The sequence below is a fragment of the Candidatus Korarchaeota archaeon NZ13-K genome (genome assembly GCA_003344655.1).
Taxonomy (GTDB): domain Archaea; phylum Korarchaeota; class Korarchaeia; order Korarchaeales; family Korarchaeaceae; genus Korarchaeum.
In genome coordinates, this window is the sequence record MAIU01000005.1 from 1 (window position 1) to 26,305 (window position 26,305).

General features: G+C 53.0%; 29 protein-coding genes. 8 read left to right on the forward strand and 21 right to left on the reverse strand.

Translation table 11 applies throughout. From position 1 onward, the window contains the following. From BA066_01450 to BA066_01460, 3 genes are all read right to left on the reverse strand, one after another. Positions 1-1,234, reverse strand: a 1,234-nt coding sequence (locus BA066_01450; GenBank protein RDD53973.1) for a glutamine-hydrolyzing GMP synthase, incomplete at its 3' end; no start/stop codon positions are given. Further along, positions 1,231-2,553, reverse strand: a complete 1,323-nt coding sequence (locus BA066_01455; protein RDD53974.1) for a TldD/PmbA family protein — start codon at positions 2,551-2,553, stop codon at positions 1,231-1,233. The genes BA066_01455 and BA066_01450, both read right to left, overlap by 4 nt. Positions 2,554-2,557: 4 nt before the next feature. Next, positions 2,558-3,916: a TldD/PmbA family protein gene (locus BA066_01460; GenBank protein ID RDD53975.1), complete on the reverse strand. Its 1,359-nt coding sequence runs from the start codon at positions 3,914-3,916 to the stop codon at positions 2,558-2,560. Positions 3,917-3,950: 34 nt separating this feature from the next. Here BA066_01460 and BA066_01465 point away from each other — a divergent pair, with 34 nt between their 5' ends. Together BA066_01465 and BA066_01470 are read left to right on the forward strand one after the other, a co-directional pair. Continuing rightward, the gene (locus BA066_01465; GenBank protein ID RDD53976.1) at positions 3,951-4,307 is read left to right on the forward strand and encodes a YkgJ family cysteine cluster protein; all 357 of its coding nucleotides are present in this window, start codon (positions 3,951-3,953) and stop codon (positions 4,305-4,307) included. A 100-nt stretch (positions 4,308-4,407) separates the two neighbouring features. Beyond that, positions 4,408-5,223 carry a preprotein translocase subunit TatC gene (locus tag BA066_01470; protein ID RDD53977.1) on the forward strand — a complete coding sequence of 272 codons (816 nt, stop codon included), beginning with the start codon at positions 4,408-4,410 and terminating at the stop codon, positions 5,221-5,223. A 4-nt stretch (positions 5,224-5,227) separates the two neighbouring features. Here BA066_01470 and tatA read toward each other — a convergent pair whose 3' ends face one another. From tatA to BA066_01535, 13 genes are all read right to left on the reverse strand, one after another. After that, positions 5,228-5,542, reverse strand: a complete 315-nt coding sequence (tatA, locus tag BA066_01475; GenBank protein RDD53978.1) for a twin-arginine translocase TatA/TatE family subunit — start codon at positions 5,540-5,542, stop codon at positions 5,228-5,230. A gap of 101 nt (positions 5,543-5,643) precedes the next feature. Then, positions 5,644-6,459 carry a formate dehydrogenase accessory protein FdhE gene (locus tag BA066_01480; GenBank protein ID RDD53979.1) on the reverse strand — a complete coding sequence of 272 codons (816 nt, stop codon included), beginning with the start codon at positions 6,457-6,459 and terminating at the stop codon, positions 5,644-5,646. A gap of 233 nt (positions 6,460-6,692) precedes the next feature. Next, complete coding sequence (gene hypE, locus BA066_01485; protein ID RDD53980.1) at positions 6,693-7,745, reverse strand: hydrogenase expression/formation protein HypE; 1,053 nt, start codon at positions 7,743-7,745, stop codon at positions 6,693-6,695. Beyond that, positions 7,732-7,953: a HypC/HybG/HupF family hydrogenase formation chaperone gene (locus BA066_01490; protein ID RDD53981.1), complete on the reverse strand. Its 222-nt coding sequence runs from the start codon at positions 7,951-7,953 to the stop codon at positions 7,732-7,734. Before BA066_01490 ends, hypE begins: the two co-directional genes overlap by 14 nt. 1 nt (position 7,954) lies before the next feature. After that, positions 7,955-8,728, reverse strand: a complete 774-nt coding sequence (locus BA066_01495; protein RDD53982.1) for an ATP-binding protein — start codon at positions 8,726-8,728, stop codon at positions 7,955-7,957. 5 nt (positions 8,729-8,733) lie between these two features. Further along, positions 8,734-9,171: a hydrogenase nickel insertion protein HypA gene (hypA, locus tag BA066_01500; GenBank protein RDD53983.1), complete on the reverse strand. Its 438-nt coding sequence runs from the start codon at positions 9,169-9,171 to the stop codon at positions 8,734-8,736. Between the two features lie 41 nt (positions 9,172-9,212). After that, on the reverse strand, positions 9,213-9,710 hold the full coding sequence (locus BA066_01505) for a hypothetical protein (GenBank protein RDD53984.1): 498 nt from the start codon (positions 9,708-9,710) through the stop codon (positions 9,213-9,215). Between the two features lie 74 nt (positions 9,711-9,784). Next, positions 9,785-11,245, reverse strand: coding sequence for a Ni/Fe hydrogenase subunit alpha (locus BA066_01510; protein ID RDD53985.1), 1,461 nt, complete (start codon positions 11,243-11,245; stop codon positions 9,785-9,787). Between the two features lie 5 nt (positions 11,246-11,250). Then, complete coding sequence (locus BA066_01515; protein ID RDD53986.1) at positions 11,251-12,222, reverse strand: oxidoreductase; 972 nt, start codon at positions 12,220-12,222, stop codon at positions 11,251-11,253. Then, the gene (locus BA066_01520; GenBank protein ID RDD53987.1) at positions 12,222-12,653 is read right to left on the reverse strand and encodes a hydrogenase iron-sulfur subunit; all 432 of its coding nucleotides are present in this window, start codon (positions 12,651-12,653) and stop codon (positions 12,222-12,224) included. Before BA066_01520 ends, BA066_01515 begins: the two co-directional genes overlap by 1 nt. Before the next feature lie 5 nt (positions 12,654-12,658). Then, the gene (locus BA066_01525) at positions 12,659-14,644 is read right to left on the reverse strand and encodes a CoB--CoM heterodisulfide reductase iron-sulfur subunit A family protein (protein ID RDD53988.1); all 1,986 of its coding nucleotides are present in this window, start codon (positions 14,642-14,644) and stop codon (positions 12,659-12,661) included. A 15-nt stretch (positions 14,645-14,659) separates the two neighbouring features. Continuing rightward, complete coding sequence (locus BA066_01530) at positions 14,660-15,955, reverse strand: CoB--CoM heterodisulfide reductase iron-sulfur subunit A family protein (protein RDD53989.1); 1,296 nt, start codon at positions 15,953-15,955, stop codon at positions 14,660-14,662. After that, positions 15,937-17,079, reverse strand: a complete 1,143-nt coding sequence (locus BA066_01535) for a 4Fe-4S dicluster domain-containing protein (GenBank protein ID RDD53990.1) — start codon at positions 17,077-17,079, stop codon at positions 15,937-15,939. The genes BA066_01530 and BA066_01535 overlap by 19 nt, the downstream gene beginning before the upstream one ends. 459 nt (positions 17,080-17,538) lie before the next feature. On the opposite strand from BA066_01535, the gene hypF reads away from it, so the two are divergent. The 5 genes from hypF (at position 17,539) to BA066_01560 (ending at position 23,508) form a co-directional block, all read left to right on the forward strand. Then, positions 17,539-19,866: a carbamoyltransferase HypF gene (gene hypF / locus BA066_01540; GenBank protein RDD53991.1), complete on the forward strand. Its 2,328-nt coding sequence runs from the start codon at positions 17,539-17,541 to the stop codon at positions 19,864-19,866. Next, positions 19,850-20,989 (forward strand): hydrogenase formation protein HypD, encoded by a 1,140-nt coding sequence (locus BA066_01545; GenBank protein RDD53992.1) that lies wholly within the window; start codon positions 19,850-19,852, stop codon positions 20,987-20,989. Before hypF ends, BA066_01545 begins: the two co-directional genes overlap by 17 nt. 75 nt (positions 20,990-21,064) lie before the next feature. Continuing rightward, positions 21,065-21,967 (forward strand): hypothetical protein, encoded by a 903-nt coding sequence (locus tag BA066_01550; protein RDD53993.1) that lies wholly within the window; start codon positions 21,065-21,067, stop codon positions 21,965-21,967. Further along, positions 21,964-22,689 (forward strand): hypothetical protein, encoded by a 726-nt coding sequence (locus tag BA066_01555; GenBank protein RDD53994.1) that lies wholly within the window; start codon positions 21,964-21,966, stop codon positions 22,687-22,689. The genes BA066_01550 and BA066_01555 overlap by 4 nt, the downstream gene beginning before the upstream one ends. Next, the gene (locus tag BA066_01560; protein RDD53995.1) at positions 22,690-23,508 is read left to right on the forward strand and encodes an ABC transporter ATP-binding protein; all 819 of its coding nucleotides are present in this window, start codon (positions 22,690-22,692) and stop codon (positions 23,506-23,508) included. It begins immediately after the preceding gene. Here the strand turns inward: BA066_01560 and BA066_01565 are convergent. Beyond that, the gene (locus tag BA066_01565) at positions 23,491-23,895 is read right to left on the reverse strand and encodes a nickel-responsive transcriptional regulator NikR (GenBank protein ID RDD53996.1); all 405 of its coding nucleotides are present in this window, start codon (positions 23,893-23,895) and stop codon (positions 23,491-23,493) included. The two genes, BA066_01560 and BA066_01565, sit on opposite strands and share 18 nt — an antisense overlap. A gap of 187 nt (positions 23,896-24,082) precedes the next feature. On the opposite strand from BA066_01565, the gene BA066_01570 reads away from it, so the two are divergent. Further along, the gene (locus tag BA066_01570; protein RDD53997.1) at positions 24,083-24,517 is read left to right on the forward strand and encodes a CBS domain-containing protein; all 435 of its coding nucleotides are present in this window, start codon (positions 24,083-24,085) and stop codon (positions 24,515-24,517) included. A 20-nt stretch (positions 24,518-24,537) separates the two neighbouring features. On the opposite strand, the gene BA066_01575 is transcribed toward BA066_01570, so the two are convergent. The 4 genes from BA066_01575 to yjjX are packed head-to-tail and all read right to left on the reverse strand — an operon-like array spanning position 24,538 to position 26,294. Beyond that, positions 24,538-24,837 carry a hypothetical protein gene (locus tag BA066_01575; GenBank protein RDD53998.1) on the reverse strand — a complete coding sequence of 100 codons (300 nt, stop codon included), beginning with the start codon at positions 24,835-24,837 and terminating at the stop codon, positions 24,538-24,540. A gap of 37 nt (positions 24,838-24,874) precedes the next feature. Next, complete coding sequence (locus BA066_01580; protein ID RDD53999.1) at positions 24,875-25,192, reverse strand: hypothetical protein; 318 nt, start codon at positions 25,190-25,192, stop codon at positions 24,875-24,877. A gap of 36 nt (positions 25,193-25,228) precedes the next feature. Next, a complete protein-coding gene (locus BA066_01585) occupies positions 25,229-25,756 on the reverse strand; it encodes a hypothetical protein (GenBank protein RDD54000.1) in 528 nt (175 codons plus the stop codon). A gap of 4 nt (positions 25,757-25,760) precedes the next feature. Then, positions 25,761-26,294 (reverse strand): inosine/xanthosine triphosphatase, encoded by a 534-nt coding sequence (gene yjjX / locus BA066_01590; GenBank protein ID RDD54001.1) that lies wholly within the window; start codon positions 26,292-26,294, stop codon positions 25,761-25,763. Positions 26,295-26,305 lie beyond the last annotated feature (11 nt).

Consider the following 26,305-nt stretch of genomic DNA (forward strand, 5'->3'; position numbering starts at 1 on the left):
CCTCAACTATGCTGGATGCCTCTCTAACTATCTCAAGCTTCTCCTTGGTGACCTCCCCTATTATCCTCACTGAGAGCCCTGGGCCGGGGAAGGGGTGCTTGCTCACTATCTCCTCGGGCACCCCGAGGCGCCTCGCCAGCCTCCTGACCTCATCCTTGTACAGGTGACGGAGGGGCTCTATCACCCTTCCCCTGAACCAGCTGGGAAGACCCGCCACATTATGATGGCTCTTTATCCTATCGGCCCCCACCTCGACGCCGCTCTCGATCACATCAGGATAGAGGGTACCCTGAACCAGGCAGTCGCATCCCTCCCTCTCGAACACCTCCATGAATATCCTGGCGAACAGCTCACCAACTATTGCCCTCTTCTCCTCGCAATCCTTGACCCCTCTCAGGGCTCTGAGGAATTCCTGGGAGGCATCCACGTAAATCACATCTATACCGATCTTCCTCAGGGAAGAGAGGACGCTCTCCGGTTCCCCTTTTCTGAGGAGGCCGTGATTCACGAAAACGGGGACTAGCTTCTCCTTGGCCACTCTGCTGACAAGCAGCGCGGAGAGCGTGGAGTCTACTCCCCCGCTAACGGCAACCAGCACCTTCTTGCACTTGGACACCTCGTCCATGAGGTATCTCTCTATCAGGAGGAGCATCCTCTCCGCGTCCCAGTCCCTGTCGGCTCCAGCTATCCTAATGAAGTTCTCGAGGATCTTCATGCCTCCCTGGGTGTGCTTGACTTCAGGATGAAACTGAACCCCGTAGATGGGCTTGCTCTCATGCTTAAAGGAGCTCACGTAACCGTTCTCGGAGATGGATGTGATAAGGAAGCCCTCAGGCAATTTGGAGACGAAGTCCGAGTGACTCATCCACACGAACTCACCGCTCCATCCTTCCAGGAGCTCGTCCTCCTTGAGCACGCGAATCCTCGTGGGGCCGAACTCCCCAATCCCTCTCCTGACCTCTCCCCCGAGGAGCTTCGCTATTAGCTGAAAACCGTAGCATATCCCCAGCACTGGTAATCCCATTTCCAAGACCCTTGGGTCTATGGATGGGGAGTTCGGCGAGTAGACACTGCTGGGCCCTCCTGAGAGGATTATCCCAGCCGGTTTCCTGGCCTCTATCTCCTCGTAGCTGGCCCTGGTGTATGGTATTATCTCGGAGTACACCCCGAGATCCCTGATCTTCCTGGCGATGAGGTGTGCGTACTGCCCCCCGAAGTTCACTACGAGTATCATGAGGACCCCGGTCCCGAAACCCTAGCCTTGAGCCTTATGGAACCCCCGAAGTAAGATCCGACTGACTCGACGTCACGGCCGACCCCTTCGAGCTCCCTCATGAGCTCCTCCAGCGTGAACGCGATTCCCGTCTGTCTCAGAGATTTCGTGAGCTCTCCATTCTCGATCAGGAAAGCGGTCTCAGCCATTCCACTGAACTCGCCCGTGGCCAGGTTGGGGGTGTCCCCGGTGTAAAGCACCAAGACCCCTCTCCTTACATCTAGGAGTTCCTCCTCGCTCATCTCAAGGGAGGGGGCCTCTATCCTGACATTATTTGCTCCCACGGAAGGCATCCTCCTGTAGTCCCTCGAGGCGTTACCCGTGCTCTCCCTGCCCTCCTTCTTCGCGGTGTACCAGTTGTGTATGGGACTCCTGAACACCCCCCTCTCGATCACCTTGGTCCTCCCCGTGGGGACCCCCTCGTCATCGAAGCTCGAGCTCCCTATGAGCCAGGGGATCCTTCCATCATCCACTATTGACAGCTCCTCCCTTCCCACCTCCTCGCCCAGCCTGTTGGTGAGGAAGCTCCTCCCATACTGTATGTTCTCCGCATTGGCCGCGTCGTTCACTATGAAGGGGATAATGCCGTGAAGGGCCTTGGGCCTGAATATCACGGGGATCATCTCGACGCCTATCCTCACGGAATCCAAGCTCCTTATGGCGATCTCCCCAGCTTCCCTTCCTAATCTCTCGGGATCGAGCACATCGAGTCTTCTGCCGTTTGAGAAGTTGAATCCGGAGCCCCTCCTATCTCCATCCCTAGCCGCAACCTCTAGGAACACGTCGAAGGAGGTCCTGCTCTCGTGGACATCGACGCCCGTGGAGCTGAATATCCTGACCTCCTCATAAGTCAGGGTGAATATCCCCGATACTGAGACGATGGCAGGGGAGAGCCTCGCAGCCTCCACGGAGGCCATGAAAGTGGAGGAAGCATCCCCAACGTCCATGTCCCTGATCCTATCATCCATGAGCCCCTCCATGAACTCAACCCTCAGGGGCTCGGGCAGGGACCGGAAGTCAGAGTCCTCGGGGGAGGCCTTCGCGTTCATGAAGGCCCTCCTACCAATGGAAGCTCCTTCCAAGGGATTTGTAGCGAATGCAATACCTAGCTTTTTTCCTATGCAGGCCCTGACGCCCAGCCCGGTTTCCCTAAATGTACTGGAGGTCTTCAGAGATCCCCTCTCAACGCTGAGGGATATGCCCCTGATGCGGACCTCGAAGGCCTCCGCCCCATCCGCCCCCTCTGATATAGCTGCCCTCACGGCATCCTCAGCGAGCATGTCATCACCTCCCCCCGAAGACCAGGCTCCTTATCATCAGGTGAGGGGATCCCGTGGTGACCGGAACCCACTGACCCTTCTTACCACAGCTTCCGGGATCATGATATAGATCCTTGCCCACCGCATCCACGTTGTGGAGCACCTCGAGGGTCATGCCCGTGATCGCGACCTCCCTCAATCTTCTGGTCATCTCTCCCCTCTCTACGAGCCATCCACCCTCGGCCTTGAACATGAACTGTCCCTTCGCCGGATCCGTGTATCCGTAGAGGGATCCGAAGGCATAGATACCCTCTTTGATCTCGGAGATCATCTCCTCAAGGCTCCAATCACCCCTATCTATGAAAGTGTTCGACATCCTGACCTCGGGAGGGTTGCCGAAGTCCATCGATCTGGCATTACCGGTGGGTTCGAGGTTCAGCCTCTTGGACACCTCGAGATTTGTGAGGTAGCCAATCAGAATTCCATTCCTAACTATGTACTTTCTCCTGGCCTCGGTCCCCTCATCATCATACCTATAACTGCCGTAAAGTCCCTCCAGCGTCGGATCATCGACCACGCTTATCGAGGGGGGACCCACGGGCTTCCCCATCATGTCCGTCAGGATGCTCTCACCGTTGACGACGGAGTCCCCCTCTGCGGCGTGACCGAAGGCCTCATGTATGAACACGCCGGCCAGCTTGGGATCGAGTATCGCCTTATGAGGACCCGGTGGGGCTGGCACAGCGGATAGCGCTTCAACAGCCCTCCTGGCCGCTCTCTCAGCGACATCGCTTCCCTCCACCACCTCGATGCCACCCAAACCTCCCTTGGACTCGAAAGCCGCTTCCGTCACCCCCGCCTCGTGAGCGAATACGTAAGCCGCTATCCTGACCCTGCCTATTCTCTGCCTCACATCTGTCCCTAAGGAGTTCACTATCCTAGTCTCCCTGAAGGAGTCTACTAGGGAGATGTTGGTGTTCCTGACCTCTTTCAAGGAGCTGGCCGCCTTATGCTGCTCAAACAACATGGCAAGCTTCCTCTCCACAGGGACCTCATAAGCGGGTTCTTTCCCCATAACCTCGTAACTACCCTTAAATGAGGGCCAATCCGCTTCTAAACGCCGAGACTCGTTCGATGAAAGTCTTGCAAGCTCAAAAGAATCCCTTAGAGCGTCCTCGAGCTCCTCCTCCGATCTGGCAACGCTGAACCCCCATCCTCCCCTATAGAGAGTTCTAACGCCTATTCTGAACTCATCCCCGCTGCTGAGCTCCCTCACCACCCCATCGATGACCCTCAGTATCGTGGTGCGGATCCTCTCCTCTCGGATCTCAACGAACTCAGAGCCCAACTCAAGTCCCTTGCTAATCATGGCCTCCAAATGCATAATCGTTTTATGAGATGCGTCCACTTTTAATTTTATGCGATGCCCGAACGGGTGCCATGCCTGCTGCCTCGAGACCGAGATGATACTGACGGAGAGCGACGTAAGAAGGATAGAATCTATGGGCTACAGGAGAGAGGATTTCAGTGAGTTCAGGGATGGTTTCATCAGGTTGAGGAATATAAATGGCAGATGTTACTTCCTGCATGATGGAAGGTGCGTGATATACGAGGCCCGCCCGCTGGGATGCAGGGCCTATCCCGTGGTGTTCAACGTCATCACTAGGAACTGCGAGCTGGACGATGAATGCCCGGCCGTGGATACGATCGATTATGGAGAGATCCTGAGCAAGTGCGAAATCGTCATGAGGATAGTAGGGGAACTTGGGATCTGAAACCCCAATTCAGCCGACTCGCTTTCAGTTTCGGCGTTCACACATCGGGGCCCATCGGAAAGATTTATTAGCGCTGACGGATCAGCCGTGGGAAACCGAAATGTGTCCCGATGAGGAAGCACCGATACAGGAGCACTTAATAGAGCTCCTCGAGAGGATTAGAAGGATACTGATCGCTCTGATAGTTTCCTCAATAATAATCCCCTTCTCACCGGATCCCTCATACATCTCCCGGGGCGGTATCATCTACAGACCACTGGTACTGTCCCTGATCGATAGGATAAGGAGCGATATGACGAATCTGAACAACCCGGTGACAAGACCCCTGGCATCACTCCTGGGGATCGATGAGCTGAGGATAGAGCTCATAGCCTACAGCTGGATAGATTCTCTGGAGGTTATGTTCATACTGGGATTGCTCCTGGGCTTCATCTTCTCCTCCCCCTACATAGCGAAGCAGATATACGATTTCATAGAGCCAGCACTTGAGAGCCATGAGAAAAGAATGCTGATACCTTTCATCATCGGATTCACCCTTTTGTTCGCCTCAGGGGTTGTCTACGCGTACTTCGTGGTGATGCCCCTCACGATACTCTTCCTCTCTTACATATACATCCTGAGCGGAATAAGGCTGATCTTCTCCCTGAGCGAATTCTTCTCCTTCGTGATAAGCGGTCTTCTGATAGTAGGCCTCTTCTTCACGTTCCCCTTGCTGGTGGCCGCGATCTCCTACCTGGGAATAATATCCCCGTCCTCGATAAGGGGGAACTGGAGGTATGCGTTCCTCCTGACCCTCGTGATAACAGCGGTGATAACCCCTGACCCGACCCCGGTGTCGATGCTCGCATTATCCTTGCCATTCCTCATCCTCTACTGGTTGTCCTACATCCTCTCCAAGAGGTTCCATGGGGAGTAGGATCTCATCCTTCCCTTTCCTTTATCCTAGATTTTATCTCCTCCAGGATCTCATCATCAGTTTTTCCAGCGACGTCTATGCCCAGGCTTAGCGCCAGCTCCCTTATGCTGCTCTTCCTCTCCTCCTTCCTTCTCGCATCCTCCTCAACCACTTGGGAGGATGCCCTTCTGAATTCCCTGACGGCCTCGCCCATTGCCCTGGCGAGTTCAGGTAGTTTCCTTGGGCCGAAGAGGATCAGGGCTATCAGAATGATGAGCAGGATCTCCGGAAGCCCGAGGCCCCCGAACTGCATCAACCTGATCGCCTGCATAGCCATCATGAGGGTCTCCGCGATCACCCTCTATGAGGAATATAAAATGGTATCGCAGGGCTCTTGCGTGCAGGATTAAATGGAAGTGAGGCGAGGAGCTATAAAGGGTCTCAAAGCTGAGTTTCCTCGTATTTTAGCATCAATATTTGATACAACTCCCTGGGGATGTCCCTCCCAATAACGCCCTCATCGAAGAAGTTCCAGCCGTTCCCGCACCCGTTGCACCTCATCATGCGGAACCCCTCCTTCGGCTCGGTCGACCCAACATCGGAGGATCCGCAGAACGGGCACGTGCCCTCCGGGTACTCCCACTCCATACCGCAGATCTCACATTTAAGATGGACCCCGCTCTCATCTGAGAATGAGAGCCTCGTGTAGCTTCCGCAGATGGGACAGAAGCCCCTGTTCCACCCCTTGAGATCGATCTTTCCCTCTAGGATCTCCCTAATTTTAATGAAGATGGACTGCATCATCCAGACCCCTAGGGCGACCAATAGATCCTCGCTGACGCCTATTGTGAAGGAGACCCCCCTAGCGTAATTCAAATCTCCCTCGAAGGAAAGCCTGGCCAGGCTCTCCGGGTCGAAGAGGTCTTCCTCGAGGGACTCATTGATGGTATTCGCCTCCTCCCTGAGGTCCTCCCTCTGGGAGGCCAGAGCGGAGGATAGGATGGATGCGATCTCCTTCCATGAGGAGCGATCAATCTTCGGGAGATAGCAGATGTCGAAGAGGGAGGAGCCCTCCGATTCCGCCAGCTCGAGACATTGCAGCATACGCCCCTCCTCGTTGCGGAAATAAGCGGATATAATTTCGCCAATATGAGCCTGAGCTTCTAAAATATTTAGGAAAAATAGCACAGAGTTGGAAAGGGCTGGCTCCTTCTTGGCGATCATATGGGCGGCTTCCCTGATCCTCGCGAGATCCATCGCTATCGTAGCTACACGCCCTGCTCAGTATAAAACCATGCCGTTATGAATGTAATTGATTTTAACATCAATATTTGGAAAATTTTATCATAATTGATGCAATCTAAGTGAAAATAATTACACAAATGAATATCTCAACGGAGATTTATTACATCACTTATCACCGAATGGTAGAAGCGGTGCTAAAATTGGCAGATTTGATGCCGATACTATGCCAAATTTCATAAAAATGTTCAGCATATCCTGGGCACTATGACCCCCGAGGGGGGTTCGAGGATCCTCAGACCACCCACTAGGGTCCTCATGATCACAATGCCTCCGTAATCCCTATTCTCTCTCACCTCCCCAATTATCGAGGCATCAGAGTAACCCAGATCCCTGATGAAGTCCAATATCTCCTCAGCGAGACTTCCATCAACTCCCAAGACGGCCCTGCCCTCGCAGGCCAGGAAGAAGGGATCTATCCCCAGCAGCTCGGTGAAGGCCCTGACCTCCTCCCTAACGGGGACCCTTTCCTCACTCACGACCAAGAGGAGGCCCGACTTCTTGGCCCATTCATTGAGCGTTTGGGCCAAGCCGCCCCTCGTTGGGTCCTGAGCCGCGTGTATACTCTCCCCATACTTCTCGATGAGAGGCACCATTAGCCTCGTCAGCGGCTCCACATCGCTCCTCAACTCTCCCTTGACGGAAAGCCCCTCCTGAGCCGCTAATATAGCGGCTCCGTGCTCCCCTATCGTGCCCGTGACTATTACCTTGTCCCCGGCCCTCACCCTGGAATCGACTATGGGTCTCTTGGCTATCCCCAAGCCGGCCGTGGTTATCACGTAGCGGTCAAGCTGACCCCTCGGCATAACCTTGAAGTCCCCTCCGACGAGCTTCACTCCCTCGCTCCTCAACGTCTCGATGAGGCTGTTAGCTATCATCTCAACCTCGGAGATGGGAGATCCTTCCTCGACTATTATTGAATCCAGTATCACTTTCGGAACCCCTCCCATCATCAGCACGTCGTTTATCGTGCCGCAGGCCGCCAGCTTTCCCAGGTCCCCCCCTGGGAAGAAGGGAGGGTTGACCGTGTAGGAGTCTATCGAGAGTACCAAGTACTTCCCATCCGGCAGGGGGATGGCTGCGCCGTCATCCAGCTCCCCGAGGCCGACTCCCCCCTCCAGGGAAAGCTCCTCACCAGATAGCTTCGAAAGTATGAGCCTCTCCACAATCAGACTTGTCTCCTTCCCGCCAGATCCGTGGGACAGCTTCACCTTGGCTTCCTCTGAATCAAGCGATCTCATAGCTCTCGATCTCCCTCAGGAGGGCCATTATCTCAGAGGCCTCCTCCTCATCTATCTTGGCTATTATCATGCCGACGTGGACCAGCACGTAGTCTCCCGGTGAAACCTCCTCGAGGCTCGCGTCGACCTCCCTCACCACTCCCCCGAAGTCGACCAGAGCCCTTCCTTCCCTCACCTCCAAGACCCTTCCGGGTATGCCCAGGCACAAGTCACCCCACCTCCATCAGGGCATCCAACAGGTTCCCCAACTGCATCCTGAAGCTCCCGGGTAGCTCTGTGACTTTCCCTTTCCTGATACTCTCCTCCACCGAAGGATCTATGGGCAGGCTAGCCAGCACCCTGAGACCGCATTCCCTGAGGAAATCCTCATCAATGCTCCCGAACGGTCTTATAAGCTCGCCGTGACACTCGATGTATGCCATGTTCTCGACGAGCCCGTGGATCCTGACACCCTCCTCCCTGAGCAGCTCGACCAGTCTCATGACGACGGACCTCGATAGTGAGGAGGGGGTTGTAACTACCAAAGCGCCTGCGTTGCTCAGCCCCCTGAGGACCCTCACCCCGAATATGGTCTCATCCCCCGTTCCGGGAGGCATGTCTATAACCAGATGGTCCAGCTCTCCCCAGTCCGTTATGGCGAGGAGGAATGATAGGACCGACCTCTTGCTCTCCCCCTTCAGTGGAACAGGATTCCCCCCTATCATCAAGCCCAGCGACATGAGCTTAACTCCATTGACCACGGGTGGAACCAGACCACCCTTACCTGCTCTTATCTCACCCTTGAACCCGAATATCCCGGGTACGGATGGTCCATGGACGTCTAGGTCCAATAAAGCTGTTTTATAACCTCTATCAGCCGAAACTATCGCTAGTGAGGCTGCGATCACGCTCTTACCCACGCCTCCTTTCCCAGAGGCAACTAAGGTAACCTTCCCCACTCCCTTGAGCTTTTTCTTGGCTCTCTCGAAGATCATGTCCTCCAAGGGACTCACCCCTCTAGGACCAACCTGCGGACGCTCAAACCCTTCCCGGATTCCACCTCGAAGTCCCTGCTACCGCAATTGGGGCACCTCATCAGAGCCTGAGCTAGCTCTGGGATGAAGTGAATGGGGCTCTCCCTCTCGCCGTTCTCCCCCTCCCTTATCCCTAGATCCTCGGGAAGCGAGTCATGGACTTGCTTGAAGTTCCACCTATGACCGCAGGAGTTGCACCTGAAGGAAGCCTCTTCCTCCTTGAACACGAACTTTGATCCCTCCAAGGGGGTTCCTTTGGACAGCTCCTCCAGCGCGAACCTAAGTATGTCCAACTCCAGCTCCATCATCTCCCCGTATACTATCTCGACCTCCGAGACTCTCTTGGCACCCTCCCGCAGTATAACCGGGATCAGGCTATCGACTATGGCCTCCGCGAGCGACCATTCATGCATTACATTCCACCTGCCTCAAAAACTTCCACAGCCTTAAAAATTTAGACATCACCGGGCGAGGCTTGCTGGTGAGTCTGAAGAAGCTCAATTAATTCAGCTAATATGAGCTCGGCGAGTATCCTCGCTGCGCTCCTGACTCCCTCGCTGACAGGGGAACCTATATCCGGCTTATTGATTGTTATACCATAGATCTTCACCACAGGAATCTTCTCATTTAACTCCTCTAACAGGTTTAATATCTCAGGAATGCCGTAATAATGGGGTGATGGTGCAACGGCCCGACGGGGGGAACCTGGCTCTATCATCACGATCTCACCTACTCTGTCACCTATTATAGAATCTATTAATATCACATAATCATAATCCATCATAAAATAATCTAACAGCTTAATGCCTGATTCGGAAGTTTTTATTACATCAATTGACTTTAGGTTTTTGGGCATTTTCGATAAGAGTTCGTCCGCTACTAAAAACCCTGCGCAATCATCCCCAAATAGCTCATTTCCCAGCGCCAAGATAAGGACTCTCATCCCAATCACTTGAGAGCAAAAATAAAATATGAATGATGATCTATAAAAATTGTTTTAGGCCTATATGGCAGGCATTTTGTTGATCAATCTCTTCTAATCTCTTTTATCAGGTTGTCATCACTATCGTATATCCTAACTATCAGCGGCATTGAGCCTGGCAGCGAGTGAGTCGCGCAGGCGTGGCACGGATCGTAAGCCCTGAAGGCCATCTCCACCATGTTCAGAATTCCGTCATCTATTTTTCCATTCTTTATAAGAGATCTGGCGGCTTTATCTACTGATAGGACCATTCTAGCTGAATTGTTCTGCGTTGCAACTATTAGGTTCGCTCTTTTTATTATTCCCCTCTCATCTGTCTCGTAGTGATGAATCAATGTTCCTCTGGGTGCCTCGACGACGCCTATTCCGACGTCAGGCCTCTCTTTCGGGAGATTCCTCACATCCTTGCTCCTTATCTCCGGATTCTCAATAAGTTCCATCATTCTCTCAGCAGCGTACACCATTTCAATGACCCTAGCCCAGTGGAATGCGAGTGTGCTATGAATGGGCTTCCCACCCATAACTTGGTAGAACTCCTTGTAGAGTTCGTTAGCCATGGGAGTCGCCATTCCATTGGAGGCATTGAGCCTAGCAAGCGGGGCTACGCTGTATATACCACTCTCCTTCCCATCGACGAATCCCTTCCATCCCACGCCCTTAAGGTAGGTGAACCTCACATAGGTCCAAGGTTCCACATGTTCCGCTATATGATCTAAGTAATTCCTCACATCAAACTTAGCGAACTCTCTTCCCTCCGGATCGACCACTCTTATCTTCCCATCGTAGAAGTTGACGTTATTGTTATCATCAACTAGTCCCATGTAATACGTTTTATGCGTATATGCATCCGATTTTATCAACTCTACATATTGGTCGTTCGAAAGCACTATATCTTTGAGGGCTTTATATGCGAATTTAGCAAACTCTATCCCCTCCTTCGAGGTATCGAAGCATATCTTCCAATCCTCATCCGAGAGCGGTTTGGCGACACCTCCTGGGAGACCTAGCACCGGATGCGTTATCTTCCCACCTATCAGCTGCTCTAGATACCTCAACTTCTTCCTAGTTATTATGACGTTTTTGACTACATCAGCCCCTAGCTTCTTGATGATCCCCACGAGATTCCTCTCTTCCTTGGCTGCTGTTGGTCCCACGATGAAGTCTGGTCCTCCGAGGACGAAGAAATGTAAAGCATGATCCTCTAGCATGAAGACATTATAAGCGAACTCTCTTATCATCTTGGCAGCAAGCGGTGGTTCAACCTTGAATAAGTCATCTAGTGCCTTGGTCGCAGCCATGTGATGAGCCCATGGGCATACACCACATATTCTGGAGGTTATTTGGGGCGCATCCTCAGCGGTCCTACCGACTAAGAACTTCTCAAATCCTCTGAGCTCCGGGACTTGCAAGATTGCTTTCTGAACATTACCATTTTCATCAAGCTTTATCACAATTTTTCCATGTCCCTCCAACCTAGTTATGGGATCTATCACAACTTCCCTCATGCCACTCACCTCTCCTCCTTCTTCCTATAGATTGTTCCCTTCCCTAAGCAGTACTTCGCGAACCATCCCAACGGATCCACACCCAACTCCTCCACGAGCTTCCTGAACGTATTTTCATCATCAATGTTGATTATTGAGGAGAAGAATGAGAGCGCCTTTGCTCCTTGATAGCTCACACCATCTACTGGTCCGAAGCAGCCAGTGCAAGGCATGTTCCCCTTTATGCAGAGCGCCTTGCAGCCTCCCCTAGTGACTGGTCCCATGCACAATACTCCTTGGGTCAAGTAGCATTTGTTCGGGTCCAATACGATCTGATGCGGTCTCTTTATAGTATCCAAAGATATCTTCTCAGGTTTTGTCTCATTGAGCGGACACTCATAGCAGAGGGCCCTGTCGCTACCGAAGACGTGACCCTTGGGTGGTAGCTTACCGGAGAGTATTGAGGAGATGGCCTCCCAAGTGATCTCCGGGGTTGGAGGGCATCCGGGGATATAATAGTCAACCTCTACGACTTCATCCAATGGTTTCAAATAATCCAAGAATGCGGGCAATTCAAGTTCCACCCCATCAAACGAGGCCCTCACCTCTGGTCTTCTGCCCTCGGGATTGTTAACTGTAGGAGCTTCCTCGTAAGCATATTTGAAGATGGACTCCTTCGTGTAAGCATTCGCTAGAGCAGGAATTCCCCCCATATGAGCGCAGCTACCATATGCAACGACCAATTTAGACTTCCTTCTGAGGAGCTTGACCATCTCCTCATGCTCACTCATCCTTATCCCGCCGTTTATTATGGCGACATCTATGGAGCCATCAGGCATCCTCTCTACATCCTCTCTCTTGAAATCCATGGCTACGGGCCAAAGTACTATATCCGCAGCTTCAACTAAGTCAAATAGCTTGTCAGCGAGATCCACTTGAGCTTCTTCACAGCCTCCGCAGCTTGCGCACCAGTAAAAGGCTACCTTGGCCTTGGGCATCAACCATCACCTCCACCAGATCTCATCACGAGAGGTCCGAGCTTCCTGATCTGCTCCACCATTTCGGTCACAACGTCCACCCACTTTTTAGCCTCAGCGGCCGAGATCCACTCCCTCCTAAATCTTCCCCTCTCTATACCCATCTGTTCAAGCATCTTCTCAAGTAAGACCGTTCTCCTCATCGTCTTCATGTTTCCGTTGACATAGTGACAGTCGCCGGGATGGCAGCCTGCAACTAGTACGCCATCAGCCCCGTTCCTGAATGCCTCTATTACGAATTGAGGATCACTTCTCCCGGAGCACATCACCCTTATCACCCTGACGTTGGGTGGGTACTTGAACCTACTCGTCCCAGCTAGATTGATCGCCTGATAGGTGCACCAGTGACATGCAATAACGACTATCTTTGGCTCAAAATTCTCATCACCCATCCGGATCACCTCCCAAATATAGCTAAAATTTGCGGTATTATCTGCTTATCCTTATAACCGTACTGCTGTATCGCTGCTGAGGGGCATGCAGCCACACACGTTCCACAACCCTCGCAAAGCATCGGATCTATCTTCGAATATTTGGTACCATCATCCCTCTTTTGGATCGATATCGCATTGAACGGACATAAAGAGACGCATATACCGCAACCAGAACACTTGTTCTCGTCAACCTCCGCTATCAGAGGCTCTACCTCTATCTGATCCTTGACTAAGAGTATGGAGGCTTTTGCCGCAGCAGCACTACCAGTTATCACGCTCTCAGGCACGCTCTTCGGGCCCGTAGCTGTTCCAGCCAAGTATATTCCCCCTGTGAGAGACTCCACTGGATTTAGCTTCAGATGCAACTCCTTAAGGAATCCATCTCCTCCGCATCCTACCTTGAAGAGGCTCCTCACAGAATCTATCTCCTTGATGGGAGTCATGCCTGTGACTAAGACCACGAGATCCGCCGGTATGGATATTCTCTCCTGCAGCGTGGTTTCGAAGACCTCCACGTATAACTCATCATTCTCGATGGATACCTTGGGAGCCTCCTCATCAAATCTAACGAACTTGATGGAATTTTCGATGGCATCCCAATATAACTTCTCATCCTTTCCATAGACCCTCACGTCCTTGTGTACGTAGAAAATGCTCGCATCAGGATATTTGCTCTTTATGTGTAACATCTCGGAAAGAGCGGCCATGCAGCAGGTTCTAGAGCAGTACTGATTGGCATGAGGTGTTGTACTGAGCGAACCCACGCATGATATGAAAACGATCCTCTTGGGTTCACTTCCATTCACTAAAAGCTTTCCCCTAGTCGGCCCATCATCGCTTAAGTATCTCTTAAGCTGATTCAGTGTTATCACTCTCGGGGAGAGGGAATATCCATACTCCCCAATGGCTGGCTCATAGTCGTCGTGGCCCACCGCCATGATTATAGCTCCCACGTTGAGGGAGACCTCCTCATCTTTCTCTTTCAGATTTATAGCGTTTACGGGGCAAACTTCAACGCATTTACCGCAGAAGGTACAGGAACTTGGATCTATGACGTACCTCGCAGGGTACGCTCCTAGGAAGGGGAGATATATCGCTTTTCTCTCGTTGATCCCGTACTCATATTCGTTGGGGACTGAGACCGGACAAACCTCAACGCACTTACCGCATAGATTGCAGTTCTCGTTCACATACCTAGGTCTCTTCTTAACCGTGATCTTGAAGCTTCCTATCGAGCCATCCACTCCCACCACTTCAGAATTTGTGTGGACAATAATCCTTGGATTCCCATTAATTCTGTCCAGGAGACTCTTCACCATCTCTCTGCCGGATACTCTCCTTCCTTCCCAGTTCAACAAACCCATCGAAGCCACATGACCACCAAGAGTGGGTTTCTTTTCCACCAAGTGGACTTCAAATCCTCTGTTGGCTAAATCAAGGGCCGCTGTGATCCCAGCCACTCCGCCTCCCACCACCAATGCTCTGTGGACGACCTCCCCCCTTATCTTTTCTAGTGGCTCTAAATTCCTAACTCTGGCTACGGACATCCTTATCATATCCTTTGCTTTTTCGGTGGCAGCCTTAGGATTATCGTAATGTACCCAAGAGCTTCCCTCACGTATCGCTATGAGATCTATCAAGAATGGATTCAAGCCGGCCTCCGATACCGCAGCTCTGAAGGTGGGTTCATGCATCTCAGGCCCACAAGCAGCTATAACCACTCTATTGAGCTTATACTGCTCAATATCCTCCTTTATTAAGTTCTGTCCTGGTGCAGAACACATAAATACATACTCCTTGGCAACCACAACGTTGGGCAATGTTTTAGCATATTCAACAAGCTCCTTAACGTCTATCACTCCCGCTATGTTGAGGCCACAGTGGCAAACATAGACGCCTATCCTTATCTCCTCGGACTCAGACCCAGAAACTCCGACCCTCTCACTCATATGAATCCCCCCAACTTATTGACTAATCGCTAAAAGGGATGCCTTCATTGCAGCAGCGCTGGCTTGAACTACGGAGTCAGGTATATCCTTAGGACCGCTTAACATCCCGATCACGAATATCCCCGGTAAGGGTGAGCTTACTGGCTCCATAATGGGATCCTTAAGCTGAGCGAAGGAGTCTTCAGCGGTTGGTACGAAGGAGTCGGGCAACCTGGGCTTAACTCCCACCGCCAAAACTACCATATCGAACTCCTCCTTAACGAATTTGCTCTTTTGGGTGTCTTCGTAATATACTATTAGATTCTTAGTATTTGGATCTTCCAAGATCTTGGCTGGTTTACTCCTAATGAACCTCACGCCAAATTCTTCTCTCGCTCTGTCATAGAACTCCTGGTATCCCTTTCCAAAGGCCCTGAGGTCCATGTAAAAGACGGTCACATCAACGTCATGCATGTGTTCCTTCGTCAGTATGGCTTCCTTCACTGAAGCCATGCAACAGACCGCAGAACAGTTGGGATTGATCCTAGCGTCCCTTGAACACACGCACTGGATGAAAGCTATCTTCCTCGGATGCTTCTTGTCAGATCTCCTTAAGATCTCGCCACCCGTTGGTCCAGTGGCTGAAACTATCCTCTCGTACTCTAAATTCGTGTAAACGTTTGGGTAGACTCCATAGCCGTATTGTTCCCTCAGGAAGTCAGCATCCATTATTAAATCATATCCGGTCGCAAATATCACCGCCGCAACATTAAGTTCGATATCTTCCGGTTTTTGGTTATAATCTATAGCTTTAGCTGGGCAGAACTTCTCGCAATTTTTACAAATTCCTTTCTGGAAGAAAAGGCAGTGTTCTGCATCTATTGTAGCCTTTAAAGGAACTGACTGAGGAAATGGAATGTAGATGGCCTTTCTCTCGCTCATCCCCTCGTTATATTCATCCGGGACTTTGGATGGGCAATATTTGAAGCAAACCATACAGCCAGTACACTTATCGATGTCAACGTATCTTGGTTTCTTCCTAATTCTTAATGTGAAGTTCCCAGCCTCCCCCTTTACATCTAGAAGGTCGCAATAGGTTAGAAGCTCTATATTCTTGTTTCTAGCAACCTCTACCATCCTAGGTGTCAGTATGCACATGCTGCAGTCCAATGTGGGGAAGGTCTTATCGAGTTGAGCCATTCTACCGCCGATTGAGGGTGTCCTCTCTATGAGGTAAACCTTAATACCTTGGTTCGCGAGATCCAAGGCCGCTTGAATACCGGCAATACCGCCACCAACAACGGCAACAGGCTTCATACTCCTCCCTCCCAAACTTTCGCAAACCAGAGGGCGAGTGGCCTATAGATGAGATGAGCCAGCTTGGAGAATGGTGCTGAGACTATTAAGATGAAAACGGCCACTAGGTGAACTCCATAGGATGTGTAGGCCATCATAGGAATGTTTGCATATATCGCTGTCGTTATTAGGAAGCCCGATAATCCTATCACAAAGATCAGTGAGAGAAGCCACCAATCAGGCAGGTAAGTCCGCTCAGCGTAAACGGCATCCTTCCTGCTCCTGTGAATTATGTAATATATGCTACCATACATGAGCAGTAACCCCCCGGCAATCCCTAGAATTCTAGCAGTATTTGTGACAATGAAGGGCTCGGGAGCTCCCGGGTAGAGTGTTAACCACATGAAGTGGACACCAGTGGCCGCAAATGTCAAAACAAATCCCCAGAATATCGATAGATGAGCTAAATATCTGTTATTCAAACCCTTTTGGCATCTAAGTCTCAACTGGAATAATCCCTCTTTGAGGACGACGTCTATCAACTCCCTGATCCAAGCAGACAGCCTAGCGCTCTTTCCGTACCCCATTGTTGCTCTTGCATACCTATACATGGTAAGGATGTTAATTAAGCTCACCAAAATCACGTAGGCTAGGAGCCATAACCCTATCTCATGAATCACTTCCGAACTGATTAGTGTATTTATGTCCACTCTAGTGAGATCTAGCCTGCTCAGACCATCGGACCATAGGAAGATCCCGAGGATTCCCACTAGAATCATTACCACAGAAACTATTGATGCGGAGAACCTTTCATAAAATATTTTCCCTATTTTGAAGGGGCTGTAGTGAATCACTTGGTATTTCCTAGCGGAGTCCATTATATATCCAGGCGTAGCCTCTTTAGGACATGTCGCGTTACAATCACCGCAGAAGTAGCAAGTCCAAGGTGTAGGATCTCCCAGCACACTGTGCCTCATCCCAAGCTGGATCTTCTTTATCAACTTTCTTACTCTCACAGTCTGGATCTCGGAGTTAGGGCATATCGCTGTGCATGTCCCGCACTGGTAGCATTTCTTTATCCCATCTCCCCCAAGTCTCAGGAATTCCTTGGAAAGATCCTCCGTCACTACAAGTGGTCTTTCCATAGTGAGCGGGGCCATCGCTAGAATCCCCAGCAGTTGTAAGGACGTTGAAATTTAAAAATATTTCCTGATTCTCATGGAGAACGTCCCTATCCCCACGCTCGTTAGAAATTATATAATTAATCGCAACTATAGGAAAATATTATATTGCTATAAATGATATAAAACACTATAATATCAATCTTCTACTTCATTAAACTGATAATGTTATACTATTTCAAATCTTCAGTTCCTATATGTTTATTCACTCAATAGCAGTAATTTTAATTGTAGCATGGAGTTTATGATCATAAATTTTTCATAATCTTGTTATGGAATTTTAATAATATGAGAAGAATTATTAAATGAATTACCGTATTCTCGTTTAAAAGTATGTAAATCTACTTCTGTTATATGCGGTGGCCTGTTATCGGCAGAATATTGTTAACAAGATTTATTAGAGCTTATCACTATAGGATTAGGCGGAGTGCTGGAGCGATGAGGGCGCCGTTTGAGGAGAGAATTACAGCTCTGGTAGTCAAAATATCCGGCATAGTTCAGGGAGTTGGCTTCAGGCCCTTCATCCATAGACTGGCCACCAGATACAGCTTATCGGGATATGTCAAGAACTTGGGAGGGAGCGAGGTAGAGATAAGGATCGAGGGGAGTTTGGGATCTATTTCATCGTTCTTAAAATCCCTGTTGGATGAGAGACCACCTCCGGCTAGGATAGAGGAGATGGTAATAAGGGCTGATGAGCCAAACGGGACCTCCGGTTTCTCGATACTCAAGAGCGATGCTAGGTCGGAGCTCTACTCCATGATACCGCCGGACTTCAGCATATGCGAGCACTGCCTCAGGGAGGTTTACGACCCCTCGGACAGGCACTACAGGTATGCTTTCAACAGCTGCGCCTGGTGCGGCCCCAGGTTCTCGATGATGAGGGGGCTTCCCTACGATAGGGAGAACACCTCGATGTCGGAGTTCCCCCTCTGCAGGAGTTGCGAAGCTGAGTACGGAGATCCCGGAAATTTAAGGAGGTTCCACGCTCAGGGAATCTCCTGCCCCGAGTGCGGCCCCTCCCTCTGGCTCGAGGATAACAAGGGGAATAGGTTGAGCGTCGAGGATCCCATAGGGAGGGCGGCTAGACTCATAGATGAGGGTAAGATAGTTGCGATAAAGGGGATAGGAGGTTATCACATCGCCTGCCTGGCAACGGACGATCTGATCGTCAGGAGGCTCAGGGAAAGGAAGAAGAGGCCTCACAAGCCCTTCGCCCTCATGGCTCTCGACCTTGAGACCGTTGAGAGGCATGCTGTTCTTGATGGGCCATCAAAGGATCTCCTGACGAGCCCGGAGAGACCAATAGTCCTCCTGCCTAAGAGGGACGGTTCGGGAATCTCTGAGCTGGTGGCGCCGGGTCTGCACCTGATAGGGATCATGCTCCCCTACACAGCTCTTCATCACATGCTGCTGAGGGAGACGGCCGATGGGGTGCTCATAATGACGAGCGGCAACGAGCACAACAGGCCCATGTGCACCGATGTAGAGAGCGCTAGGAGATCGCTGTCCGGTGTGGTGGACTACTTCCTGCATCACGATCGTGAGATAGTCAACAGGGTGGACGACAGCGTGCTCAGGTTCACCGGCAGGAGGGTTACAATGCTGAGGAGGTCAAGGGGCTATGCCCCAATGTGGATAAAGCTGCCGGCCCGCCTGAAGAGACCCGTAATAGCATTCGGCGCCGAGCTGCAGAACGCGGGGGCCGTGGCCTTCGATGACAAGGTTGTCCTGACTCAATTCATAGGGGACACCGATGAGATGGAGAACCTGGAGTTCCTTGACAGGATGCTGAGGTTCTTCATGAACGCTTACTCCATAGATCCATCGAGGGCCGCGCTCGTGGTGGACAAGCATAGAGCGTATTCATCCAGGAGGCTGGCCGAGATCTGGGCTGAGAGACACGGCGCCAGCCTGATAGAGGTTCAGCACCACCATGCGCACGTGCTCTCTGTCATGGCTGAGGAGAGGCTGGGCCTCGAAACTAGGGCCATTGGTGTGGCGGTGGATGGTCTGGGGTATGGGGAGGATGGGACTCTCTGGGGAGGGGAGGTTCTCCTCTCCAAGTTCTCCGGCTTCGAGAGGATCGGCCACCTGAGGCCCCAGCCCATGCCCGGGGGTGACAGGGCATCTAGGTACCCCGTCAGGATGCTCATAGGGATCCTGAGCACCTTCATGAGCGATGAGGAGATTCTGGAGGTGCTGAGGAAGAATGATCTCCTCAAAGGACTTCCTATGGGGGAGGAGGAGGCAAGGGTATCTTTGATTCAGGCTAGGAGCAGGGGGGTGCCTCTAATATCCAGCACCGGCAGGTTCATGGACGCGGTGAGCTCTCTGCTGGGCATCTGCTTCGAGAGGACCTATGAGGGGGAGCCAGCCATGAGGCTCGAGGCCGCGGCCTCAAGGGGGAGGCTGGTGGATGTGGATCCCCCCAGGGTGGTTGGTGGCGTCGTAGACACAAGCGAGTTCCTGGAGAGGCTGATGAGCGTTGAAGCGAGGAGGGAGGACCTGGCTTTCACCTCGATATACCTGCTAGGGTACTCCCTTGGAAGGTTGGCCTCGATGGGTCTGAAGAGTAGCGATTTGAACTCTGTTCTGGTTTCAGGAGGCGCAGCCGTCAACTCTATCCTGATCTCTGGCATTGAGGATGCCCTCAGGGAGGTGGGCGCTCAGGTGAGGCTGAACTCCTCCGTGCCACCGGGGGACGGCGGTATAGCGCTGGGACAGGTGGCCTTCGTCTTGGGGAGGGATAGCGATGTTGACTGAATTGAGGGATAAGGAAATATCATTAAAAATCGCTAGAAAGATAAAAGAAATAAGCAAAAATCTGGGAAATGTGAAAATAATGAACTTCTGCGGGACTCACGAGTGGGTGATAACGCACTACGGGCTGAGGTACCTCATGCCCGAGAGCGTGGAGCTGATAGCTGGCCCCGGATGCCCCGTCTGCATAACTCCCGCTCGCTACGTCGACGCCGTGGTGAAGCTGGCGATGGAAGGGGTGAGAGTGATGACGTTCGGGGACAGCTACAGGCTGATGGGCTCCAGGAAGAGCGGGCTCCCCAGGAGCCTAGAGGAGGCCAGGGAGAGGGGAGCGAATGTTGAGATAGTTTACAGCATGCTTGATGCGATAAGGATGGCCAAGGATGGCAAGGAATCCGCTTTCTTCGCGGTAGGCTTCGAGACAACGGCACCCGCCGTCCTAGCTCCCCTGCGCTCGGGTGAGGTCCCCAGCAACCTTAGCCTCGTGGTGGCCCACAGGCTCACGCCTCCCATAATGAGGTACGTCTTGGAAAGGTTCCCCGGTTCCCCCATAAAGGGAGTCATAGCCCCGGGTCACGTCTCCACGGTGGTGGGCTCCTCGGCCTGGGAGTTCGTCGCCACCGAGTATCGCATACCCGTGGTCGTATCCGGTTTCGAGCCAGTGGACGTGCTCCTCTCCATCCTTGAGATAGTGAGGCAGATAGCCAGGGGTGAGGCCAGGCTCTTCAACGAGTACTCGAGGGCCGTCAGCAAGGAAGGGAACAGAAGAGCCATTGAGGTGATGAGATCAACAACCGAAGTGGTGGATGCTGATTGGAGGGGAATAGGGATCGTTCCGGACAGCGGGCTGGTCCTAAAGGATGAGTTCTCTGAATTCGACGCCCTAAGGAGGTATGATGTGGGAGAAAGTTCCTTAAACTTCGATGACTCCCTCCCGGGTTGCAGGTGCGCCGAGATCACCTTGGGAATGATCAGACCCACGGAGTGCCCACTCTTCATGAGGGCCTGCACTCCGGAGAGACCCTACGGCCCTTGCATGGTCTCCAGCGAGGGAACCTGTCTGATATGGGCCAAGTATAGGGGTAGCGAGTTCCTAAGAGGACTGGCCGAGGATCTTTCCGTCTGAGGTCAGCTCTCCGGGGTCCCGCTGACTCATGTTATTACCAATTTCTATCTTTGGTAATATTTTTAAGCAGGCGGTATTACCGTACAACCGGGTAGGTATTATGCATATCCCGGACGGCTTCCTGGATCCGGCTGTCGCCCTCGCGCTCTACGTGATCTCTCTGTCGCTGGTGGTCTACTCGGGCAGGAGGTACTTCAAGGGAGGAGGGGACATCTACTACCTCTCAGTCATGGCGGCCGCCATATTCGCGGCTCAGATGCTGAACTGGCCGATACCCGGGGGCACATCGGCTCACTTCGTTGGGGGCGCCTTCGCGTCCATATTCCTGGGACCATTCGGGGGATGCGTTGCCATGTTCATGAACCTCCTCGTTCAGTCCCTCCTGATGGGCGACGGCGGCATAACGGCTCTAGGGGCCAACGCGTTCAACATGGCCGTCGTCGACGTTTTCGTGGGCTATGCGATATACAAGGCCGTGCTGAGGTATCTGGGCGAGGGGAAGAGGTTCCTCGCGGCATTCCTAGCCGGCTGGCTTGGCATAACGCTGGCGGCCGTGGCGTGCGGCATAGAGTTGGGTCTCTCCCCAAGCTTCGGCTATCCCCTAGCGGTGACCGTGTCCGTCATGGGGATCTGGCACCTCGCTTTGGGGCTGGTGGAGGGAATAGCCACCGCGCTCATCGTCACATACCTAGCCGGCAGGGGGTGGAGATTATGAGGAGGAGCCATCTGGCCATAATCGTTCTGGTGCTTATAAGCCCCCTCTTTGGGGTCATAGGCGCCAACATCGTGGGCTACAGAGAACCTCTGGACGTGGCCGCAGAGCTCATAGGGATGAAGGAGTCTGAGCCCGTCTGGAGCGGTATATTTCCGGATTACACCATACCTGGATTGCCCGATGAGATAGCTTACATCGTAGCTGGGCTGGTGGGGGTTGGGGTGCTCCTCCTACCCTCCCTGATAAGGAGGACTGGGAAGTGAGGGCGTTCGAGAGGGCTTTCGAGGGGATCCTGAGGTCCTTCTACGAATGGGTTTCATTGGTGGAGCTCTCACCCGGGAGGCTCCATGCGAATCCCCTGATATCCTTTTTCTCCTGCTTAGCAGTCGTTTCCACGATATCCTTCTCCTCTAAGGTGACCCAGATTCTGCTCTCAGTTTCCCTCTCCTGCCTGATACTCCTGCTCTGCGATATCAGGGGATTCAAGAGGTCCCTGAAGGTGTCAATCATCTGGCTGGCTTTCACCTCAATCATAATGCTGCCCAGGATCGCTCAGGACTCCGGGGCCCTGGTAGTACCCATGAGGGTTGCCGCCGCCCTGCTGGCTCTCAACTCATTCATCGGGCTTGTGGGGACCAAGAGGCTGATCGGGGGCATTGACGTGGCGCTGACCCCCCTCATCGGGAGGGACCTGGGCACGGCCTTCGAGGTGATGATCATACAGATGGGCAGGTACTTGAGGTCGCTCAGCGGACTCATACTGGCAAAGGCGTCCAGGCTTGTAGAGCGCAGCTTACTGGGGGATTACTCCATCATATCTATGGCGGCCTCTGAGCTTTTCCTCAAGGGGCCCGGAGATGCCTTCAAGACATCCCTGGTCTTCAGGTCTAGGGTGCTCGAGCTCGAGTTGAGCAACAGCTTGAGGGACACCCTCTTGCTGACGGTCATATCATTTACATATGCGATCCTCCTCCTGGTTCCCTAGGTGCCCTCAATGAGGCTCTGCGCGCACGGGGTGAGCTACGCCTACCCTGATGGCACGCTGGCAATCGAGGGGGTGAGCCTCTGCGTCTCCTCCGGTAAGGTTATATGCGTGCTCGGCCCCAACGGATCCGGAAAGAGCACACTTCTCCTCCTCATGGCTGGGCTGATCAGACCATCCTCGGGTCGCATCACGCTGGACGGTGTTGAGATAGATTCGCTGGAGTACAGAAAGATTTGCGGGATCCTCTTTCAGGATCCGTCAGATCAGCTCATAGCCCCGACCGTCGAGGAGGATGTGGCGCTGGGACCGGAGCAGCTCAGGCTGGGTAAGGAGGAGGTCAGGGAGAGGGTCAGGTCATCCCTGGAGAGGCTGGGACTCCTGGGGCTTGAGAGAAAATCCCCATTCAGGCTGAGCGGTGGAGAGGCAGCTAAGGTCGCTCTAGCAGGTTTGATGGCCCTGGATCCCGAGGTCTACCTGCTCGATGAGCCCAGCTCCTCACTCGACCTCAGGGGGGTCGAGGTGCTCAAGGAGGTGCTGAGGGAGCTCAAGGGTAGGGGGAAGATCGTGGTGATAGCAACGCAGGACTCAGACTTCGCCTCCGAGGTCGCGGACGAGGTGTACATCATGAACAAAGGAAGGCTTATTGCCGGGGGAGACTTGAGGATCCTGAGCGAGCTGCCGCTGGAGGAGATCGGCATAAAGCCACCCACGGCCCTCAGAATATGCAGGATGCTGTTTCCTCTCATCAAAGATCCTTTGGTGGACCTGGATTCGCTCATAGAGGTCTTAAGGAGAACCCTCTCAAGCCAAAGGGACTAGGAAGGGCTTTATGATCTCCACAACTCCCAGCCCCTGAAGCTCCATGAAGAGCTGCCTGACCCTGGAGAGTGATCCCAGAATTATAACGACCTCGAGGCACCTCTCCTCATCCACGTGAACGTGAGAAGTGGATCTTATCAGATCGAGGTACTTATGCTGGACCTCGACTACATCCCTCCCCCTATGGTGGTCGTAAACGAGCAATATCGCTCCGGTAACTTCCTTGTCAACGTCGGAGAGGATCCAGTATCTCTCAGCTATGTAGAGAGATATAGCCTCTGATATTGCCTTCGATCTGCTCCTCACACCAGTACGGGAGAGTAGATCGCTCAGCTGATTCATCAGATCCCTGGGCACGGATATGGCCGTTCTGGAGACGCCCCTCATACTACCTTTTATCCCAGCGATGTGCAATCTAAAAAATGTTAGCTCGACCAGAAGGGCTCTGGATCCGATGCACCTCCGGAGTGTTCACTCGGGTTCCATTGCCATCCCGGGGGCGTCAGCATTTGGCCGATCCCGAATGACATACTTTCTTTAATATATTCACCCCACCACTATGGCCGGTGATACCATGCCCCTGCTGAGGAGGAAGCGTGAGCTGCCCCTGAGGGTGGAGGATGTCATGACATCTCCCGCCGTGACGGTGAAGATGGACACTCCGGTTGAGGAGGCCGCTAAGGTGATGGATGAGAAGAGGATAAGCAGCATATTGGTGGTGGATGAGGGTGGAAAGCTGGTAGGTATCTTCACGGACAGGGATCTCAGGTTCGCCGCCGCCAACGGTAAGATAGGGAAGGGGATCCCGATACACATGCTGATGACCGAGAATCCCATAACTATATCCCCGAGCGACCCGATAACAGAGGCCCTCAGGAAGATGAGGGATGCGGACGTGAAGCATCTGCCAGTTGTAGATAAGGAGAACAGGCCGGTCGGCATCGTGGCCGTCAGGGATGTGCTGGATGCCGTGATGATGCTTATGCAGCTCATAACGGGCCAAGTCTGAAATATATTATTTTTATGGAATCACTTCGACGGGAAGATGTCCTCGATCTCCCCGGTAGTTGGATTCCACACCTTCAACTCCTTCCCCTTCTTCTCCTTGGGCTCCACCAGCATGCTCCTTCCCGAGGTCTTGGTCGGTATGACGAAGAACTCCTGAACCCTGCCATCCTCGTGAAGTAGCAGGAGCTTGTACTTATCCTCCGTCCTCTCCCTGGTGACGGGGTCCCTGTACTCTATCAGGGCGAACCTCCCCCTGGAGACGAGGGTCCTCAGCTCCCTCTTCCCCCTCTTGCTGACCGTTATGGCCTCATCCAGCGACATCACGTGAGGCAGCGAAGGGAGGCTAATAAAAATTTGGTCAATAGTCCACCCCGACCCTGAACCTCTCGGCCTCCTTGGATATCACCACCTTGAGGCTGTCCCCCACGGTGGGTCTACCTATCCTCTCGTACTCATCCTCGCTCAACACCATGGTCAGGGTGGGCAGGGATGGCTGGGAGATGGGGATGGGGAGCCTCATGTACTTCTCCATGGCCCTCATGACCTGGAACATCATGGCTTCCTCCTCGCTCTCAGGAGTGGGGATCTCCTCGATGCCGCTGGGCCTGCTTAAGGATAGCACTATCCCCGATTGGGTCTTCCTAACCTCAGTGACCTCCAGGTTGAGTGTGAGCATATTTATCGCGGCATCAGCGTGGCCCAGGTATTAAGCTTATCCTTCCCCTCCGAGCCTGGCTGGGGATGGCTGCAGCAACCTCCTCCTGATTCCCTCCTCCATGATCGCCCTCACCAGGGAGTCTATGCTCGGGAATCCGCCCTCCAGTGTTCCCCTCTCGGAGTAAGCGCCTATGACGGGAGGTGATAGCTTCTCCATGAGACCCCTCGCTTCTGATGGGCTGAATGTGACGACTACCTTCATAAGCCTGCCCTCCCCGGCGAGCTCCTCCTCAAACCCCATGAACAAGATAGCATCCGGCTCCACGGGGGCCAGGTGAGATACGACTTTGACGAAGTCGTCCAGATCCCTTAGCGGGAAGTTGGATGATATGAGCACCTTGTCCCTGGAGCAGGCGATCCTTATGCCAGCTCCAGCATCGGCATGCTCCCTCAACTCCTCGGGAACCCCGAGCCTCCTCACCTGGGAGACCGTGGCGACCCTGTACCCCCTGCTGGCCAAGGCCCTCACCAGGGGTCTCAGAAGGGCCTCCCTCCTACTGCCCATGATGGCTAGCAGGAGCAAGGGATCACCCCGGCCACCTCTCCGCAGCTGAGAACTTGGCCAAAGCCATTAGGACGCCGTGAGTGTACAGGTCGACCCTGTTTACGACCCCCCTGGTGAAGAACCCTATGGCCCCCTCCTCCCTCTTTATGCTGGCCCTTCCGCTGAGCTTGGCCATGAGGTCACCCAGCTCGGTCCCTGTTAAGAGCTCAGGAATGAACCTGCTGGGGCATTCGAACCAGCCGCTGGTCCCAGTGCCGTAGACTCCATCCCTCCTCTCAACCCAAACGAAACCAGCGCAGTAATACCTGCCGTGGAGGTGAAAGATCCCTCCCTCTATGCCGACGCCGAAGTCGGCATTTAGGATGCTCAAGGCCTTCCTAGCCCTGTTCCTAGCTCCCTCTACAGCTGCGGCGCCGAAGGGCTCCGCGGGCACTCCGCTCTCCACCTCGACTCCCCTGACCTCGACCTCCCAGAACTTGGAGAATGCCCTCCTCACCGCCTCCACCTTGACCGGGTTGGTCGAACCCACCGCAACCATCAGCCTCATTAGGTCCATCGGGCATGACC

Bases quoted from the DNA above. Each gene is read 5' to 3' on its own strand.
- BA066_01520 (RDD53987.1), bottom strand. From the start codon at position 12,653: ATGGGTGATGAGAATTTTGAGCCAAAGATAGTCGTTATTGCATGTCAC.
- BA066_01580 (RDD53999.1), bottom strand. From the start codon at position 25,192: ATGCTCACACTCAACCTGGAGGTCACTGAGGTTAGGAAGACCCAATCG.
- BA066_01480 (RDD53979.1), bottom strand. From the start codon at position 6,459: ATGGATCTCGCGAGGATCAGGGAAGCCGCCCATATGATCGCCAAGAAG.
- yjjX (RDD54001.1), bottom strand. From the start codon at position 26,294: ATGGACCTAATGAGGCTGATGGTTGCGGTGGGTTCGACCAACCCGGTC.
- BA066_01460 (RDD53975.1), bottom strand. From the start codon at position 3,916: ATGCATTTGGAGGCCATGATTAGCAAGGGACTTGAGTTGGGCTCTGAG.
- BA066_01525 (RDD53988.1), bottom strand. From the start codon at position 14,644: ATGAGTGAGAGGGTCGGAGTTTCTGGGTCTGAGTCCGAGGAGATAAGG.
- BA066_01465 (RDD53976.1), top strand. From the start codon at position 3,951: ATGCGATGCCCGAACGGGTGCCATGCCTGCTGCCTCGAGACCGAGATG.
- BA066_01470 (RDD53977.1), top strand. From the start codon at position 4,408: ATGTGTCCCGATGAGGAAGCACCGATACAGGAGCACTTAATAGAGCTC.
- hypE (RDD53980.1), bottom strand. From the start codon at position 7,745: ATGAGATCGCTTGATTCAGAGGAAGCCAAGGTGAAGCTGTCCCACGGA.
- hypA (RDD53983.1), bottom strand. From the start codon at position 9,171: ATGCATGAATGGTCGCTCGCGGAGGCCATAGTCGATAGCCTGATCCCG.
- BA066_01515 (RDD53986.1), bottom strand. From the start codon at position 12,222: ATGCCCAAGGCCAAGGTAGCCTTTTACTGGTGCGCAAGCTGCGGAGGC.
- BA066_01455 (RDD53974.1), bottom strand. From the start codon at position 2,553: ATGCTCGCTGAGGATGCCGTGAGGGCAGCTATATCAGAGGGGGCGGAT.
- BA066_01575 (RDD53998.1), bottom strand. From the start codon at position 24,837: ATGTCGCTGGATGAGGCCATAACGGTCAGCAAGAGGGGGAAGAGGGAG.
- BA066_01565 (RDD53996.1), bottom strand. From the start codon at position 23,895: ATGAGGGGCGTCTCCAGAACGGCCATATCCGTGCCCAGGGATCTGATG.
- tatA (RDD53978.1), bottom strand. From the start codon at position 5,542: ATGATGGCTATGCAGGCGATCAGGTTGATGCAGTTCGGGGGCCTCGGG.
- BA066_01570 (RDD53997.1), top strand. From the start codon at position 24,083: ATGCCCCTGCTGAGGAGGAAGCGTGAGCTGCCCCTGAGGGTGGAGGAT.
- hypF (RDD53991.1), top strand. From the start codon at position 17,539: ATGAGGGCGCCGTTTGAGGAGAGAATTACAGCTCTGGTAGTCAAAATA.
- BA066_01535 (RDD53990.1), bottom strand. From the start codon at position 17,079: ATGGCCCCGCTCACTATGGAAAGACCACTTGTAGTGACGGAGGATCTT.
- BA066_01510 (RDD53985.1), bottom strand. From the start codon at position 11,245: ATGAGGGAAGTTGTGATAGATCCCATAACTAGGTTGGAGGGACATGGA.